Annotated in this window: 9 protein-coding genes; all 9 read right to left on the reverse strand. The window is 33.6% G+C overall.

The features are described from left to right. Positions 1–46: 46 nt before the first annotated feature. Positions 47–2,473 carry a PorP/SprF family type IX secretion system membrane protein gene (locus tag ACFFU9_RS02385; RefSeq protein ID WP_379859768.1) on the reverse strand — a complete coding sequence of 809 codons (2,427 nt, stop codon included), beginning with the start codon at positions 2,471–2,473 and terminating at the stop codon, positions 47–49. 1 nt (position 2,474) lies between these two features. After that, positions 2,475–3,914, reverse strand: a complete 1,440-nt coding sequence (locus tag ACFFU9_RS02390; RefSeq protein WP_379859769.1) for a T9SS type B sorting domain-containing protein — start codon at positions 3,912–3,914, stop codon at positions 2,475–2,477. A 173-nt stretch (positions 3,915–4,087) separates the two neighbouring features. Then, positions 4,088–5,401: a beta-helix domain-containing protein gene (locus ACFFU9_RS02395; protein ID WP_379859770.1), complete on the reverse strand. Its 1,314-nt coding sequence runs from the start codon at positions 5,399–5,401 to the stop codon at positions 4,088–4,090. Positions 5,402–5,741: 340 nt separating this feature from the next. Beyond that, positions 5,742–6,188 carry a hypothetical protein gene (locus ACFFU9_RS02400; RefSeq protein WP_379859771.1) on the reverse strand — a complete coding sequence of 149 codons (447 nt, stop codon included), beginning with the start codon at positions 6,186–6,188 and terminating at the stop codon, positions 5,742–5,744. 315 nt (positions 6,189–6,503) lie between these two features. Then, positions 6,504–7,730, reverse strand: a complete 1,227-nt coding sequence (locus ACFFU9_RS02405; protein ID WP_379859772.1) for an ATP-binding cassette domain-containing protein — start codon at positions 7,728–7,730, stop codon at positions 6,504–6,506. 113 nt (positions 7,731–7,843) lie between these two features. After that, positions 7,844–8,707 (reverse strand): BadF/BadG/BcrA/BcrD ATPase family protein, encoded by an 864-nt coding sequence (locus tag ACFFU9_RS02410; RefSeq protein WP_379859773.1) that lies wholly within the window; start codon positions 8,705–8,707, stop codon positions 7,844–7,846. A gap of 69 nt (positions 8,708–8,776) precedes the next feature. Continuing rightward, on the reverse strand, positions 8,777–9,778 hold the full coding sequence (gap, locus tag ACFFU9_RS02415) for a type I glyceraldehyde-3-phosphate dehydrogenase (protein ID WP_379859774.1): 1,002 nt from the start codon (positions 9,776–9,778) through the stop codon (positions 8,777–8,779). Between the two features lie 17 nt (positions 9,779–9,795). Beyond that, positions 9,796–10,782 carry a 6-phosphofructokinase gene (gene pfkA / locus ACFFU9_RS02420; RefSeq protein WP_379859775.1) on the reverse strand — a complete coding sequence of 329 codons (987 nt, stop codon included), beginning with the start codon at positions 10,780–10,782 and terminating at the stop codon, positions 9,796–9,798. Between the two features lie 152 nt (positions 10,783–10,934). Continuing rightward, positions 10,935–15,335 carry a translocation/assembly module TamB domain-containing protein gene (locus tag ACFFU9_RS02425; protein ID WP_379859776.1) on the reverse strand — a complete coding sequence of 1,467 codons (4,401 nt, stop codon included), beginning with the start codon at positions 15,333–15,335 and terminating at the stop codon, positions 10,935–10,937. Positions 15,336–15,475: the final 140 nt, after the last annotated feature.

Genomic DNA, 15,475 nt, shown 5'->3' on the forward strand with positions numbered 1-15,475 from the left:
GGGCTAGGAAAAAAAAGACATCATTATTTAGTTCTGTTTCATCGTTTTAGTTCTCTATTTTAACCATAGATCGCTCTTCGTCATAAGGTGCTTGTCCTTTTGATTCCATGGCATTTTTAGCGGTATCTAGATTAATAAATTTCTCATAATAAATATAATATTTGCTTGTATTGGCATCATAGAAAAAATCTATATTATTTTGTCCTAGAGATACTGCTTTTTGTAAAAACTCATCTCTTTTAGCAACGTCACTATGGACTGCCAATACTAGGTAATATCCTTCTTCTGTGTTTTTAACATCTTTTACAATCTGAATATTCTTGTTACGATTTTCTCCAAAATCAAAATCTGATGCACTTAAAGGCGTATTAACTTTTGGTGTAAACGATTTAATTTGTTTTAACGCTGCTCTATCTTTTAAATAACGATCTTCTTCATTATCGTAGCTCGCACGTTTTATGCGTCGCTTTCGTTCTATTTCCGTAGCAATTCTAATTTCTTCTAATCTCGACAGTAAAAAATCTTTTCCTCTAACCGCTAAGATCTGCTCTTTCTTTAAGGTTTCAATAGCGTTTGTATAATAAGCAGTAATAGCATCTTTCTTATTACCTACTCTTTTTAAGCGATTTGTATTTATTTTTTCTAATTCTGAAATTTTAAAATCTTGAGATTTAATAGAGTTATCAAGCTCTATTTTTAATGCCTCCAAGGCTGCATTCTCTGCAGAGATACTTTTAAATGGTTTCGGTTCATTGTAAATACCTTGTTCACTTAAATCATTTTCATCTTTTAAATCTTTAAGATCTTTTTCTCTACCAATTAATTTTTCGTTTAAAGCTTTTAACAGATCCTTCTGTTCTACTTTAGATTTTTGTACTAATGCATTTAAATCTTCTAAAGATTTTGAAGTTGCATCACTCGGTGCTATTTGAGATTTTGCTTCTTCGGCTAAACGAGCTTTTTCAGCTTCGGCTAATTTAGCGCGTTCTGCTGCTTCCGCCTGAGCTTTAGCTGTAGCTTCACGTTTTGCCAAGGCTTCTGCGTCTGCTTTCGCTTTAGCCTCTGCTGCCAATTTCAATCTAGCGGCTTCTTCTGCTTGTAGTCTTGAGGCTGCTTCTTGTTGCGCTCTAGTTTCTGCTTCGGCTAATTTAGCGCGTTCTGCTGCTTCCGCCTGAGCTTTAGCTGCAGCTTCACGTTTTGCCAAAGCCTCCGCATCTGCTTTCGCTTTGGCCTCTGCTGCCAATTTCAATTTAGCCGCTTCTTCTGCTTGTAGTCTTGAAGCAGCTTCCTGTTGCGCTTTAGCCTCTGCTTCGGCTAATTCTAACTTAGCACGAGCCTCCAACTCTCTTTTTTCCTTTGCCTCTTCAGCTAAAACAGTTCTTGCCTCTGATTTTATCTCGGCCTGGGCTATTGCATCTTCCCTAGCCTTATTTTTTGCTTCTTCAATGGCTTCTCTATCCACTTCTGTTTTACTTGAATTGTCTTTCGCTAAGTAACGCTTCGGTTTTTGTTCTGGAATAATTAAAGCGACCTCTTCATCATCTCCACTATAATTGTAGCGGTATCTGTTTTTAAACTTAAAAGCTAATGTAATGTCATGAGAATTTCCAAAACTTGATAAATTCCCCATCGCTTTTTCAAAATTATACTCTATGGCTATTTGAGAAGTAATATTAAGCCCTATACCCGCCGACACTCCGTAAAGGGTATTATAACCTGCTTGTGCCCAAATGCCTTTAGGTACCATTAACATGGCTACTCCTGAAACAATAGTATTATCTTTTTGAAATTCAGATCGTATTAAAGTAGAGAATTTACTATCATCGAAAAAACCAGAAGTATTTACGTAACCTGTGTACATGATGTGTGGTTGTACACTTTGCTGCGGATTATTTTCTATAATTTTAGAGGTATTAAAATTATATGAAACCAAATTATTTACCGACAAACCAAAATCAAAGAAAGAAACTCCGTAGTTTATCCCTGGGTTGATAGTTATTACCGTGTTTGATGGTATGTTATTTAATGAAGGGTCAGAAAAATTTGTGATAATTTTACCATCATTTAAACCGCTTTTATAAACTGCTAGATTCATTCCAAAAGTTAAATGACTATCTGTATTTATAACGGCATTATAGGCATAGTTCAACACGGCACCAAAATTGGTCAATACACCATAATCTTGCTGAAATAACCCAACCCCGATACCTGCATTTTCTCTAAACCTACCAGAAAAACTAAACAAATAGGTTTGCGGCGCATTATCAAACTGAGCCCATTCCCGCTTATTGGAAAACGTAATGTATTTATTTTGTTCCCTTACAAAACTAAAGGTAGGGTTGATAACATATTGATTAAATTTTAAAGAGTTTCTAACGGGTAATGCAAATGCCGCTGCGCCATCCTCCTTTTCTTGAGAATAAAGCTGTGTGAAACACAAAATCAAAACTATATGTAAAAGGTAGTTCCTCATGTTATTTAACAACCGTAATGGAGCCTTTTTTAGTTTTATTGTCTGGGGTAGTAATGATATAATAGTAAACTGGGTTTATATGTTGAAAATCTAATTGGTTTTCTGGCCAATTATTTTGGTAATTATTAGTTTTAAATACCGTTTTACCTTGCGCATTTATAATGAGGACTTCGGTATTTGCCCCATTTACATAATTTTGTGGGATAACCCATGTGTCATTAATACCATCTCCATTTGGACTAATTAAATTTGGAATATCTGCTACATCTGGAAAAGGTTCTTTTACTATAAACTCAAATTCATTAGTACTTATACACCCTATTGTTTGTTTTACTATAGCTTTATATCGCCCAACTTGTGTTGCTTCATAGCTATTAGTGGTTGCTCCTGAAATAACAACCTCATTAAAAAACCATTCGAATTCTGGAGCAGTAGCATCTGTAGTGATAGACGCTATTACAGCCCCCCCTTCGTTTATGGTTTCGGTATCTGCCACATCAATACTACTTGTAAATCCATTACTTTCCAAAAGGATAGAGGCACTAGCCGTACAGCTTCCTAAATTTATAATTACAGAAAACTCTCCAGATTCCTCTGTAACATATGTTTGACTTGTAGCCCCTGAAATTTCTTTACCATCCTTCAACCATATGTAGCTATCTCCGCTTATAGCACTAAGAGTGGTAGCGCCCTCAGTGGAACAAAACGGATTTCCAAGACTAGAGTTTATACTGCTTGTGGTGTTTCCAGAGCCCGCCTCACTTATGGTTACATGATTAGAAGAGGAATCGGAAGTACAGGTACCATAATCCGTTTTAACAAAATAAGTTCCAGGCTCGCTAACAGAGTAGCTAGAGCCATTTGCTACAAAAACGGACGTGGTTGGACTGGTTTTTTTTCGCCATTCGAAAGTAAGAGAAGGATATTGCAATGGAGAATCACTCATGCCGTCACTAGGATTATCGATAGTAAGCAAGTAACTACCACCAGAACAATAGCTCCCATTTTCATTTGAATTGTTTATTGTAAAAGGGCTGTCATGAACTTTATAATATGCTGCAAATGTACTCGAATTTTGACTCGTAACTCCCGAACCCGTGCTTTTTACTCTTATTTTATACGCCTCCCCTGATGTAGAAGTAGGTAAAGAGAAGTTTAATGTGGCAGGCGATTCAACAACACTTCCAGCAGTTGATGTAAATAAAATGTTAGGATTTGCAAAGCTTCCCGAACTATCTGAAAGCTCAATTATAAATTGATTTGTTGGATTTGAATTCGTTTCAGGCGTAAAGGAAAACGTAATATCAAAAGTATTAAATAAAGGTGATGCACAGGCCTGTGTAAAGCCCAAGCTAGGCTTAGATATAAATGCCTGACCACCAACTATTTGAATAAAAAAAACAAAAAAAACAACAAGAAAAGAAATGTAAAGGTGCTTCATGCGATATTATTTTCTTTTGTAAATAAAACGCCTAGATATTATTATACCACCTGCTATGCCTATAAGTCAAACAGGGTGCTCCAAATTTATAAAAATGTAAGATGGAAAATTATAAGGTTCTAGGAAACTTACTAGACAAATAGTTTTGGTTTTTAGTTTATTTATTAATTCCTTTAATCTAAGTTTATGGTGCTTGTTGCGATTATTTTATTAATTCGCAATCTAAAATCTGGTCTTTTAGGATTTTTTAAATCAATAAAGGTTTCAGAATCATCGCTTTTTGAATACACATTGAAGAAAGCACTATTACCATACCAATTCTCTAAATCTTCATTGTTATAATTATTTTCTACAAAAATATTGCCATCACAGTTATTGAAATACATAGCGGTAAATTTAATTTTCTCTAAATTTTCTTGATTCACCATAATACTTTCTTCAAAGAGTACCGCTGGATTAAAACCGGATACAACACTTTTACTCATATCCAATGAAGCATTTTGTCCGATAAAAATAGCTTCCTTAACCAAACCTCTCTCAATATCAGATTTCAAATTATCACTTTCTGTTAAAAGTGTTATGTTTTGCACTTCTACAAAAGAGCCTTTCTTTGTAAAATCTATCTCGTCTTTTTTATCATACGAAATAACTTGCAAGCACCTTGACCGTTGACTACTTGAAACATATGGGCTACGAACCGCTAGTGAGTTGTATAGTTTAGACTGTGTTCCTAAATTAAATTTAAAATCATTACTACTTGATTTATATGACACGACTTTTTCAAAATGAACCTCTCCTCCCCATACTTCATAAGAGTTTCCTGCACAAAAACTAATCATGATATTTTCAAAAATAGTTTCGTTACCAACACCTGCTAAAAACAAACCACTAAAATACGTATCGCTACTAATTCTTTTACCAGCATATTCTATACGAACATATCGCATAACACCAGAATTAGCATTTGGATTTTCTCCGCCGAAATTTGAATTTTTATAAACTGCAGCATTAAGTTCTGTATAATAACTCGATACCGACCCATTACCAAACTTATTGGTAGGGCCATCTCCAAGAATAATAATCCCTCCCCAATCGCCGGGTCTTTTAACACTTCGACTTGAAGTAAATACTATAGGGTCTGTTTCTAAGCCATTAGCAATGATAGACGCTCCTTTAGCAATGGTAAGAGAAGCTTTCGTATTAAAATCACCAATTATCACAGTTCCTGGCTCAATAGTAAGTGTGGCGTTGTTGGTTACGAAAACATTTCCCATTAAAAGATAAACCTCTCTTTTGCTAAGCTTCGTATCTTCAGTTATAGTTCCTGTTAATATTTGTGTAGGCTCGCCATATTCTTTTTGATTAGAATTAAATTCTGTCCAGTTGTTCAACCAGTTATTGGTGCCTACAATTCCTTTTTCCTGTTGCGCAAAAACGCTTCCTACTGCAAAAAGAAATATGAATGAGATTTGGATAAAGTGTTTCATAGTCGAGTATTTATAGTTATATGCGATAAGGTTTTTTTTAATCTATTTTCAAAAATAGAAATAAATCTATGAAATACCAATTATTTCGTTAAAATACACTAAATAAGAGGGATTGTATTAAAAATCAATCGATGAACGGCATTTTATTATAAAAGTTAATATTTATTTAATTTAAAAATATATGTTTCAATAGCTGCTGTATTAAATTACAATATATGTACGAAAAATTACTCTGTTTTAAATTGTTTCAAAAACAACCATTTAATCCATTTCTTACAGCAGAAGCATATTAAAAAAAATATTAGTAATATGGTTTTTATATGCCCCTTAAACAGACCTCTTAATTAAATTGACTATATTGATGTAAAGACTTCATGGTTTCTTCATAAAATAGAATTGCTGAAACCAATTTATTGGTATCGGAATAGGGCAATATCCTGCCATGAAAATCAGAAGTACTACTTAAAAAAGCATCAGTAGCTTTAAATTGATTGTCGAGTGCTTTACTATTATCACTATCATTAGGAATCCCTAATGTTGTCATCGTTACTCCTGGTTTGGTAGCAAATGCAATATAGGGCAATAATTTTACCAGACTTTCTATACGCTCTTTATATAGTGTAAGTAATTCTCCTTTTGGCAAACGCTCCAGTTCCTCTTTATTGTGATATTTTTTAATAGAAACCTTATCACTGATAATGCTTTTGGCTTCTCCTTTCTTTTGAGCAAAACCCGTACCTATTGCGAGAAAAAGAGCGAAGCAGAATAAAGTAATTTTCATATTCATATCTATAAATTTTAGATTAACAAAGCAAATCTATGTAATTAATCGTAAAAAGCAAGCATTTTATCGTGTATTTTGAAAATATTTTTAAATCGCCTTGTGTTTACGTAAGATTAACCCCTCCCGAATAAATCTCTTTTTTTTTGAATAGCATGATTTTATAAATAAATAAAAAAACCGTTCTAACTTTTTTAATTAAATAAAGTTGGAACGGCTTAATCAAATAGCTTCCTAAACTCCATAATAGGAACTGTTATTATTCAAAAAAGAAAAAAAACACTTCTGTAATGCGTTTTGTTATAAATTTAAATTTAAGGTTTATTGTATTTCGCCAGTAGCACCTATGGCAGTGGGTGTTAGTTTATAGATAAACTCAGGAGTTAACCCAGATTCTTTTCTATGGGACACATACAATATGGCTGTATCACTTTCCTTAGCTATTTTATTGATCAACTCTGAAAACAGCATCACATCACTATCATCTAAACCAGTTGTTGGCTCGTCTAAAATAAGTAGCGGCGGGTTTTTTACCATCGCTCTTGCAATTAACACCAAACGTTGATGACCAAGAGACAAAGACAAAAAACTTTTTTTCCTAATTTCAAACATCCTTAAAACGTGAAGCCATTGTTGTGCTATTTTAATCTGTTCATCTGTAGGTTGCGTATAGAGCCCTACCGAATCGTAAAAGCCCGAAACAATCATATTCCCAATAGCATCACCGCGATAAAACCCCCTTAACATCTCTGAAGAAAAATACCCAATTTTCTTTTTAATGTCCCAAACACTTTCTCCGCTTCCTTTTTTTACTCCAAATAATGTAATATCCTGATTATAGGCTTTTACATTATCACCCGTAATAAGGGACAATAAGGTACTTTTACCAGAACCATTTGGTCCTATTAATTGCCAAAATTCACCCTTTTTAATTTCCCAAGAAATGTTTTTCACAATAGTTCTATCCCCATAGGCAATGGTAACATTTTGAAATTTTACTAAGGGATTTTTTTCATCATCCCTTTGATAACTTGGCTTAGGGATAGATTTAAAGTACGATGGCCTTAAGGCTTGCGCATTAGAATTAAACGCTTGGATGGGCACAAGCTCTAAATTTTGAAATTGATATACCTCTTCTATAAAGGGAAGTATATCTGCTTTTCGATTTGTTATTTGTACAATCGGTATTTTTTTACTTAAATTGGTTAACGTATGGATAATATCTTGTTGTGAACGGATATCTAAATTATCAAATACATTATCTACAATAATATAGTTGGGGTTTTTAGAAATAAGGTGCATCAATAATGCTTTTTTACGTTCTCCTTCAGAAGAATGCAACAAACTATTGCGTGTAACGGTGGTAACATTAAAATGACCATGACGTCGTTCTTGATCAATAAATTTATTAAGCGTCGTTTCTGAAAACAATGCGCCCTCTAAATCGGCTACATGACTAATGGCCTCACCAGACATAATTGCGTCTATTAAAAGAGCTTTATTATCCGTATTACGAATATAAATGGCTAAATGTTTTTTTAAACCCATTATCCTATCCTTTATTATTAAAAATATCTATTAATACATCTCGATATTACGAAATACTATAACATAAAAAAAGAGGGCTTCCCCCTCTCTTTTCACTCGCAATAAAATTATTTTTATTGTAATTGTTTTATATGAAAGGCTACTAGACCTTCAATGGGTCTACGCTCAAAATTACCAACTCTAAAGCCCATTTCTTCAGCAACCTCTTTAATCTCATTTTGTGAAAAATAAGCAATAGAACCCGCGAAATGAACAGGAACAGTATCTAGATGTTCTTTATATTGTAAAATCATATTTTTAGCAAAAATACGAATGCCATCTTTTATGAGCTTTAAGACATATTCAGAATCTTTATTTAAGAACATAAACTCAGCAAAATTGGCTAAATAAGCATTGGGATTGGGTTGTTTATAAATGTTATATTTTATATAATCAGCTTCTAGATTATACTTTCCTGCAAAAGCCACCTTAATGTCTTCTGGCATTTGGTTAAAATAGTAATCCCTAATCAATTGCTTCCCGAAATAATTTCCAGACGCATCATCCATTAATATATAGCCCAACGACAATACCTTCTGGTGCAGTGTATTTCCATCATAATAGCTACAGTTGGACCCTGTGCCCATAATACATACTACAGCAGCTTCTTTCTCGTGGTTTATAGTAGAATAGATGGCCGCCATGGTATCCTCTTCTACTTTTACATCGGCATTTACAAAGACCTCTTTCAAGGCACTATCAACCATCTCCTTACCTCTTTCTGTTCCACAACCGGCACCATAAAAGAAAACATGGCTAACATCTTTGCTATGGGTTTTTAAAACCTCATTTTTCTTAATTGTTTTTTTTAGTTTTTTTAAGGTTAAGATTTCTGGGTTTAATCCCTTGGTCCTTAACTTCTCTAAAATCTGTTTACCATTTTTGTCTACCGCAATCCAATCAGATTTTGTAGATCCACTATCAACAATTAAAATCATATGTTTTTTAAATAAAAATCTATGGCATTACAATTATATTACCGTAATGCCATAGATTATGGTCCTTAATTATAATGAACTAATATGTGTTGCTAAATCAACTAATTTTGTTGAATATCCGTACTCGTTATCGTACCATGATACTAATTTAAAAAAGTTATCGTTTAAAGCAATACTTGCTTCAGCATCGAAAATACTAGTCATAGGTTCTGATACAAAATCTTGAGACACAACAGCTTCTTCTGTATAGCCCATAACACCTTTTAGTTCGTTTTCAGAAGCATTTTTCAAAGCAGCTTTTACTTCTGCCCACGTTGCTGATTTTTCTGTTCTAACAGTTAAATCCACTACAGATACATCTTGAGTTGGAACTCTAAAAGCCATACCTGTTAATTTACCGTTTAATTCTGGAATTACTTTCCCTACTGCTTTTGCAGCACCTGTAGAGGAAGGAATAATATTTGCTAAAGCACTTCTACCACCTCTCCAGTCTTTTTTAGAAGGTCCATCCACAGTTAATTGTGTTGCAGTTGTAGCGTGAACGGTAGTCATTAAACCTTCAATAATACCGAAGTTATCGTTTATTACTTTAGCTAATGGCGCCAAACAGTTAGTAGTACAAGATGCGTTTGATACGATGGTATCTTCTGCAGTAATTTTAGTATGGTTTACTCCCATTACAAACATTGGTGCATCTGCAGACGGTGCAGAGATAGCCACTTTTTTAGCACCAGCAGTAATATGCTTTTGAGCGCCTTCTAAAGAGGTAAAAATCCCTGTACAATCTAAAATCACTTCTGCCCCAACAGCATCCCATTTTAAATCTTCTGGATTACGCTCTGCGGTTATTCTTATTTCTTTACCGTTTACTACTAAGTTTCCGTTTTTAACTTCAACAGTTCCATCAAATCTTCCGTGTACCGAATCATATTTCAATAAATATGCTAAATGTTCTACATCTAACAAATCGTTGATTCCTACTACTTCAACATTTGGTCTTTGTGCAGCAACTCTAAAAGCTATCCTACCAATTCTACCAAATCCGTTAATTCCAATTTTTACTTTTGACATAATCTTATTTATAAATGTTAAGTGCTCATAATGTCTGAGACACGCAATAATTCTAAATTTATTGTTGTTTTTCCTTTTATGGCTTTTTCCAAAGGTGTAAGTTCCATTTTATTGTTCAATAAGCCAACCATAAAATTGGATTTACCTTCTAATAAGGATTCCACGGCTTTTACGCCCATTCTACTGGCCAGTACACGATCAAAACAAGATGGAGGCCCACCCCGTTGCATATGCCCGAGCACAGAAACGCGAACGTCGTATCCTTCCATATTTTGGTCTACGTAGTCCTTAAGTTCAAATATATTTTTACCAATTTTATCTCCTTCAGCAACAACTACGATACTAGAAGATTTTCCAGATTTTCTACTGCGGTTTAAAGACTCTACTAGTCTATCCAAACCTAAGTCTTCTTCTGGAATCAAGATTTCTTCTGCACCCCCTGCAATTCCAACGTTTAAAGCAATATGCCCCACATCGCGCCCCATAACCTCTATAAAAAACAAACGGTTATGAGAACTAGCTGTATCACGTATTTTATCAATCGCTTCTACAACGGTATTTTGAGCTGTATCAAACCCTAAGGTATGTGATGTTCCAAAAATATCATTATCAATAGTTCCTGGAATTCCTATTACTGGGAATCCGAACTCTTTACTAAACACCATGGTTCCCGTAAAAGTGCCGTCACCACCAATGGCAACTAACGCATCTATACCCGCCTTTTTTAAATTTTCGTAGGCTTTCTTTCTGCCCTCATGAGACCTAAACTCTTGTGAACGCGCAGACTTTAACATCGTCCCGCCTTTATTGATGATTCCTTTTACACTTCGGGCATCCATAACTTCGAACTCGCCCGTCATCAAACCTTCAAATCCTTGATATATACCTATACATTCTTTATTATGATATGCACAAGTTCTTACTACAGATCGTATCGCGGCATTCATACCTGGAGAATCTCCTCCTGAAGTGAAAACTCCGATTTTTTTTATTTCTTTCGGCATTTAATATTACAATTAATTAGTAAAATTAATAAACTTAAACTATATATCCCTAGCATTTACATCATTTTTACGAGAGTTTCAAAACTATAACGATTTAGTTGATAAATAAAAACTTATAACTAGTCAATTAACTCTAATAATAGTTAAGATTATTATTTTTTAGTACTGGGAGATGCTTTAAAACTCATAAATTCAGGAATTGAATCATCACTGGAGAACTCTTTTTCTTCTCCTAAAACACTTTCAGAAGCTTTGGCTTTCGAAAATAAATTTTGGAGCAATTCCTTAAAAGTATCAAAGTCTAAATTATAGGAAAGTCCAACACCTTGAGTATAACCTATTTCTTCTCCAAAATTACGAATGCTATTTTCTCTATTGAATATTTTGGCTGTTAACGTCCCTTCGTCATTTAAAAGAAAGTCAATTTCAACGTTTCCGGCCACTACGGTCTCATTGGCATCGGCACCCCCAACGGGTACTCCTACCTTACCATTTATCAATACTCTATCGCTTATTTGTGTCTGTAAGGTTAAAGCAAACCTGTCATCGGTTTTATAATCTGGTCTATTTTCACCCACTTCATAGTTTACACCTATATTGAGTTTACTGTTTTTATTGGTAAAAATACCGTTAATAATACCATTAAGGCGCTCGGCAATGGTACCCGAAAAATTAAGCTCACTCAAGCCTTTAGAAAAACCTCCTGTAGATAATAGATAAAGCGCTTGGTTCTGTCTATCATCCCGTGACTCTAACCTATACTGAAGTTCAGACTTTATAGTAGAATTCACATTTGGAAACTCAAAATCGAAATACGGGTCAGGTTGTTCTAAATCTCCTCTTAACGTAATGTTTAGTTCAACAGGAATACTTCTGTTTATAGGGCTATCTAATAATGCTGAAGGATTGGCTTGGGTTTTATAAATAGCAAGCATATTGATTTGGGCCTTTAAAGGGTCTCCCTCCCATGCTAAAGTGCCCCCTGGCTGCACTTTAAATTGTTTCTGTACAATACCACCATAGGCAAAATTATAAACCCCCTCGAATACCGAGAAATCCCCATAAATATTAAATTTACCATTAGTATTGATTTCCACTAATATACCGCCACTACCACGTCCTTTTAAAGAATGCCCTGTATTTTTATCTATAATTATCTCCAATAGTGCATCTTCTGTAACATCTAAATCAAAATCCAGCTCTAGGCCTTTAATATCCTTAATAACAAGTTCGCTTCCTGCTTCTCTTGCTTGTTTTTCTTCTGCCGTTAAGAACCTGATAAAAGAATTATCGCCAAAAGACTCGGTGTCATTAAGCGGTATTTTAAAAACCGTCCCTTTTTTCGTTTCTCCAACAACACTTATCACCAGTTGTTCTGTAGGGCCTTTAATACTTGCCAAGCCACCAATAAAACCTGTACCATAGTACAAAGATTCTTCAGTTTCTTCAGTATCGAGAACCAAAAGGCGCGGCGTGTTAATATCTAGGTCTAAACGCCATTTAGAGAAGTTGGTATGCCCCAATGTGCCATTCAGTTTCCCTTTAGAATTAAATTTTTTATCTGTAATCTCAATATTTCTAAAAATAAAATCTTGGTTTTTTAAGGTTACAAATGTTTTTTTATTAAAATCGTAATCCACATTTAAATAGGGGATCGCTAAACCACCATTTAACAAGGATAAGTTTCCATTTATATCTGGTTTTTTAAGACTCCCTACAACCTTTGCCCTACCTGTTACCTGCCCTCTTATATCTCTTAAAACCCCTTCTAAAAAGGGATTTAAAGGTTGTAAATTAAAGGTATCGAACGCTACCTCTACATCGATATTAGATTGGTCTCCCAAAACATTAATATTACCTACAGCATGAAAGGATTTTGATGTGTCATCTTTTATCGAGGCGTTTACATAATAATTGGTAAGCGTTTGGTTGCCTTTTATTGTAGCATCGAAAGCCCCTAGAGCAAAACCATTGACTTTAAAATCGTCTATAACAACATTTGAATTAGGGAGATATATACCATTTTCTTGAAGAATATCCAATTTGCCATTTACGTTGCCCTGTAAAGTCAAATCGTCTATTTCAGGTATTATTTTTTCTAAATTAACATTTACAAAATCCAGTTTAATATCTTTATAGGTAGAATCCCTTACGGTACCCGAAAGCTTTATCTCTTCATCTATATGGTTTATTTGTAAGGCATCAACTTTAAAATCGGTTAAGTTTTTATTAAATGTTATTTTATTTGCATTATTCAATTTCTCATTGATAAACCAAGTGCTATTTTTAAAGGTTACATCAGATTTTTTAAACCCAACAACAGATTGATTGTCCTTATTAATAGTATGATAAAGACTTAGATTATATTTATCTCTGTTCTGTTTTCCGCCACTAAATTCCGAACGCATAAATAGCGTATCATTTAATGTAACATTAATTAAATTAAACTTGGAAACATTGTAATATTTTGTGTTAATACTGTCAATTTCCACATACGTATTAAAAAGCGGGTTATCATTGACAACTTGAAGCTCGATATTTTTAACAAAATTATCCAATAATTTTATCTGCGGCGATTTAAACGTAAGCCTAAATGCCTTGGCATTGCTCTCTACGCGTCCTCTAATAAATGTATTAGTACCCAGCTCTATATCTGGATAAAACACCTCAATTATTTTATTATAAATTTTAAAATTAAAATCTATGTTCTGGTTATCTTTAACTTTATTCGGAATATAGTTGGTGTAAATATGACCTAAAGAGTTTTCAAATAATTTTTTAAAATCCTTCACCACGAACTTACCGCTTAAGTTACCTTCCACAATTTCTGGAGAATTGATTTCAATAAAACGCTTTTCATCTTCAAACCTCGAAGTTACTTGAAACTCCTTAAAGTAATAGGTATCATTTTGATTTTTATACGAGGTCTTTTTAAAGGTTATATTTCCAAGGGCATCATCCAGATTGCTGGCATTCATGTTCATGGTCACATTACTGGTCAATACAGAAATGCTATCCTTTTTTATAAAATTTAGTGCATTTAAATTTGCATAATCTACATGGGCAGTAAAATCATATTTATTTATTTTTTCGGAATAATCTACAAGTCCGTTAAAATCCAATCTTAAATTTGTATCGTTAGCTTGAAGGTTACCGTCAAATATTTTATTCATAACATTTCCTGCTACTTTTATATTTTGATATTGGTAACGGTTAAAGCCAATATTAAAAATATCGCCTTTAACTTGTGCATTTATATTTTCGGTTAAAAAGCCAGAGCCGTTAATATCCAGATTTAAAGACGTTTTGCCCACTTTGGGGTTTTCTAGAAACGTTCCAATATCAAACTGCTTTAATATTATTTTCCCTTTATAATCGGCATTATCAATATCATTGATTTTATTAATTTTTAAATTGGAGTTTATCAAGCCCAATTCTGTATTGATTTTTAAATCTGCTATAACATTTGAGGCTGTTATTTGAGAATTTCCAACAATGGTAAATTGTCCTAATTTACTAAAAGCTGTAGGGATAGAAGCTCCTAAAACATTTGGAAGCAGCGCTTTTAAATCTCTATAAGTGGAGGATAGGTTTGAAAAACGTCCATTCATATAAAAAGTATTTTCCTCCTTATTGAATAGGTTTTCAAAACTTAAATCCCCATATATTTTCGTATTGGAGCTGGTTCTTAACCTCAATCCATGTAGCTTCAAATCATTTAATGTGCCAGAAACATCAGTGCTGAAATTCGCATATTGGTCTGCGCCAAATTCGTTGTAAAAAGTGTTTAGTTCGTCCAATAAAACAGAAGACTCCTGAAAACGGGCTTCAATTAGCACTTTATCTGTAAAGTATTGTAAATCCTCTCTATTATATATAAACTTTAAATCGCCTTTTAAAGTGGAATGTGGTGTTCTTATATCTAGGTTAGAGAAAGTCATATCCGTTAAGGTATATGCAAAATCGGTCATTAAATTTTTCATGGCCAACCCCCTACTATCTTTAAAGGCTAAGGTATTTATTCGTGTACTTACCTCTGCTCCATTAATTAAAAAGTTAGTTGCATTTATATTTAAATTATTAAATTCCAAAGAATTAGTGTCTTCACTATTTTCATTTATCAATCTAAAAACACCATTATAAATGGATACATCACTAGATGATAATAGAAAATCACTTTCTACTTTTTTGGGGTTATCGTTCTCAAACCTATGTACAAAAACATCAAGATTAGTTTCGGTTTCATTTTTGTACGTTTTTATATTGAAAACCAAATCTACAATATCAATATCCCCAAAAACCAATTTGCCCTTATAAAGGTTTCTAAAATTTAAGATAGAAGTGTTTAATTCTGAAATCCCTATAAGCGTATCCTTTTTATAATCTTCGATATAGATGTGTTTAAGCTCTACATCGCCATTAAGTTGCAAGCTTACTTTTTCTATATTGATATGCGTTTTAAACGTATCGTTTAATCGTTTCGTTGCATATTTTCCAAGACCGGTCTGTACAAAAGGAATAGAAAGCACCAACACCAAAATGATGAATAGCATCAGCAAAATGCCCAATATTTTTGATACTATTTTTAGAAACTTCTTGATAACTGTTAAAATTATAATTTAATTGAGAATAAAATTGATTTCTGTCACATTAATATTAAAAATAAATACAAGCTTCGGTATTTTCGTGTTTT

The sequence above is a fragment of the Mariniflexile ostreae genome (assembly GCF_042427585.1).
Classification (GTDB): Bacteria; Bacteroidota; Bacteroidia; order Flavobacteriales; family Flavobacteriaceae; genus Pseudalgibacter; species Pseudalgibacter ostreae.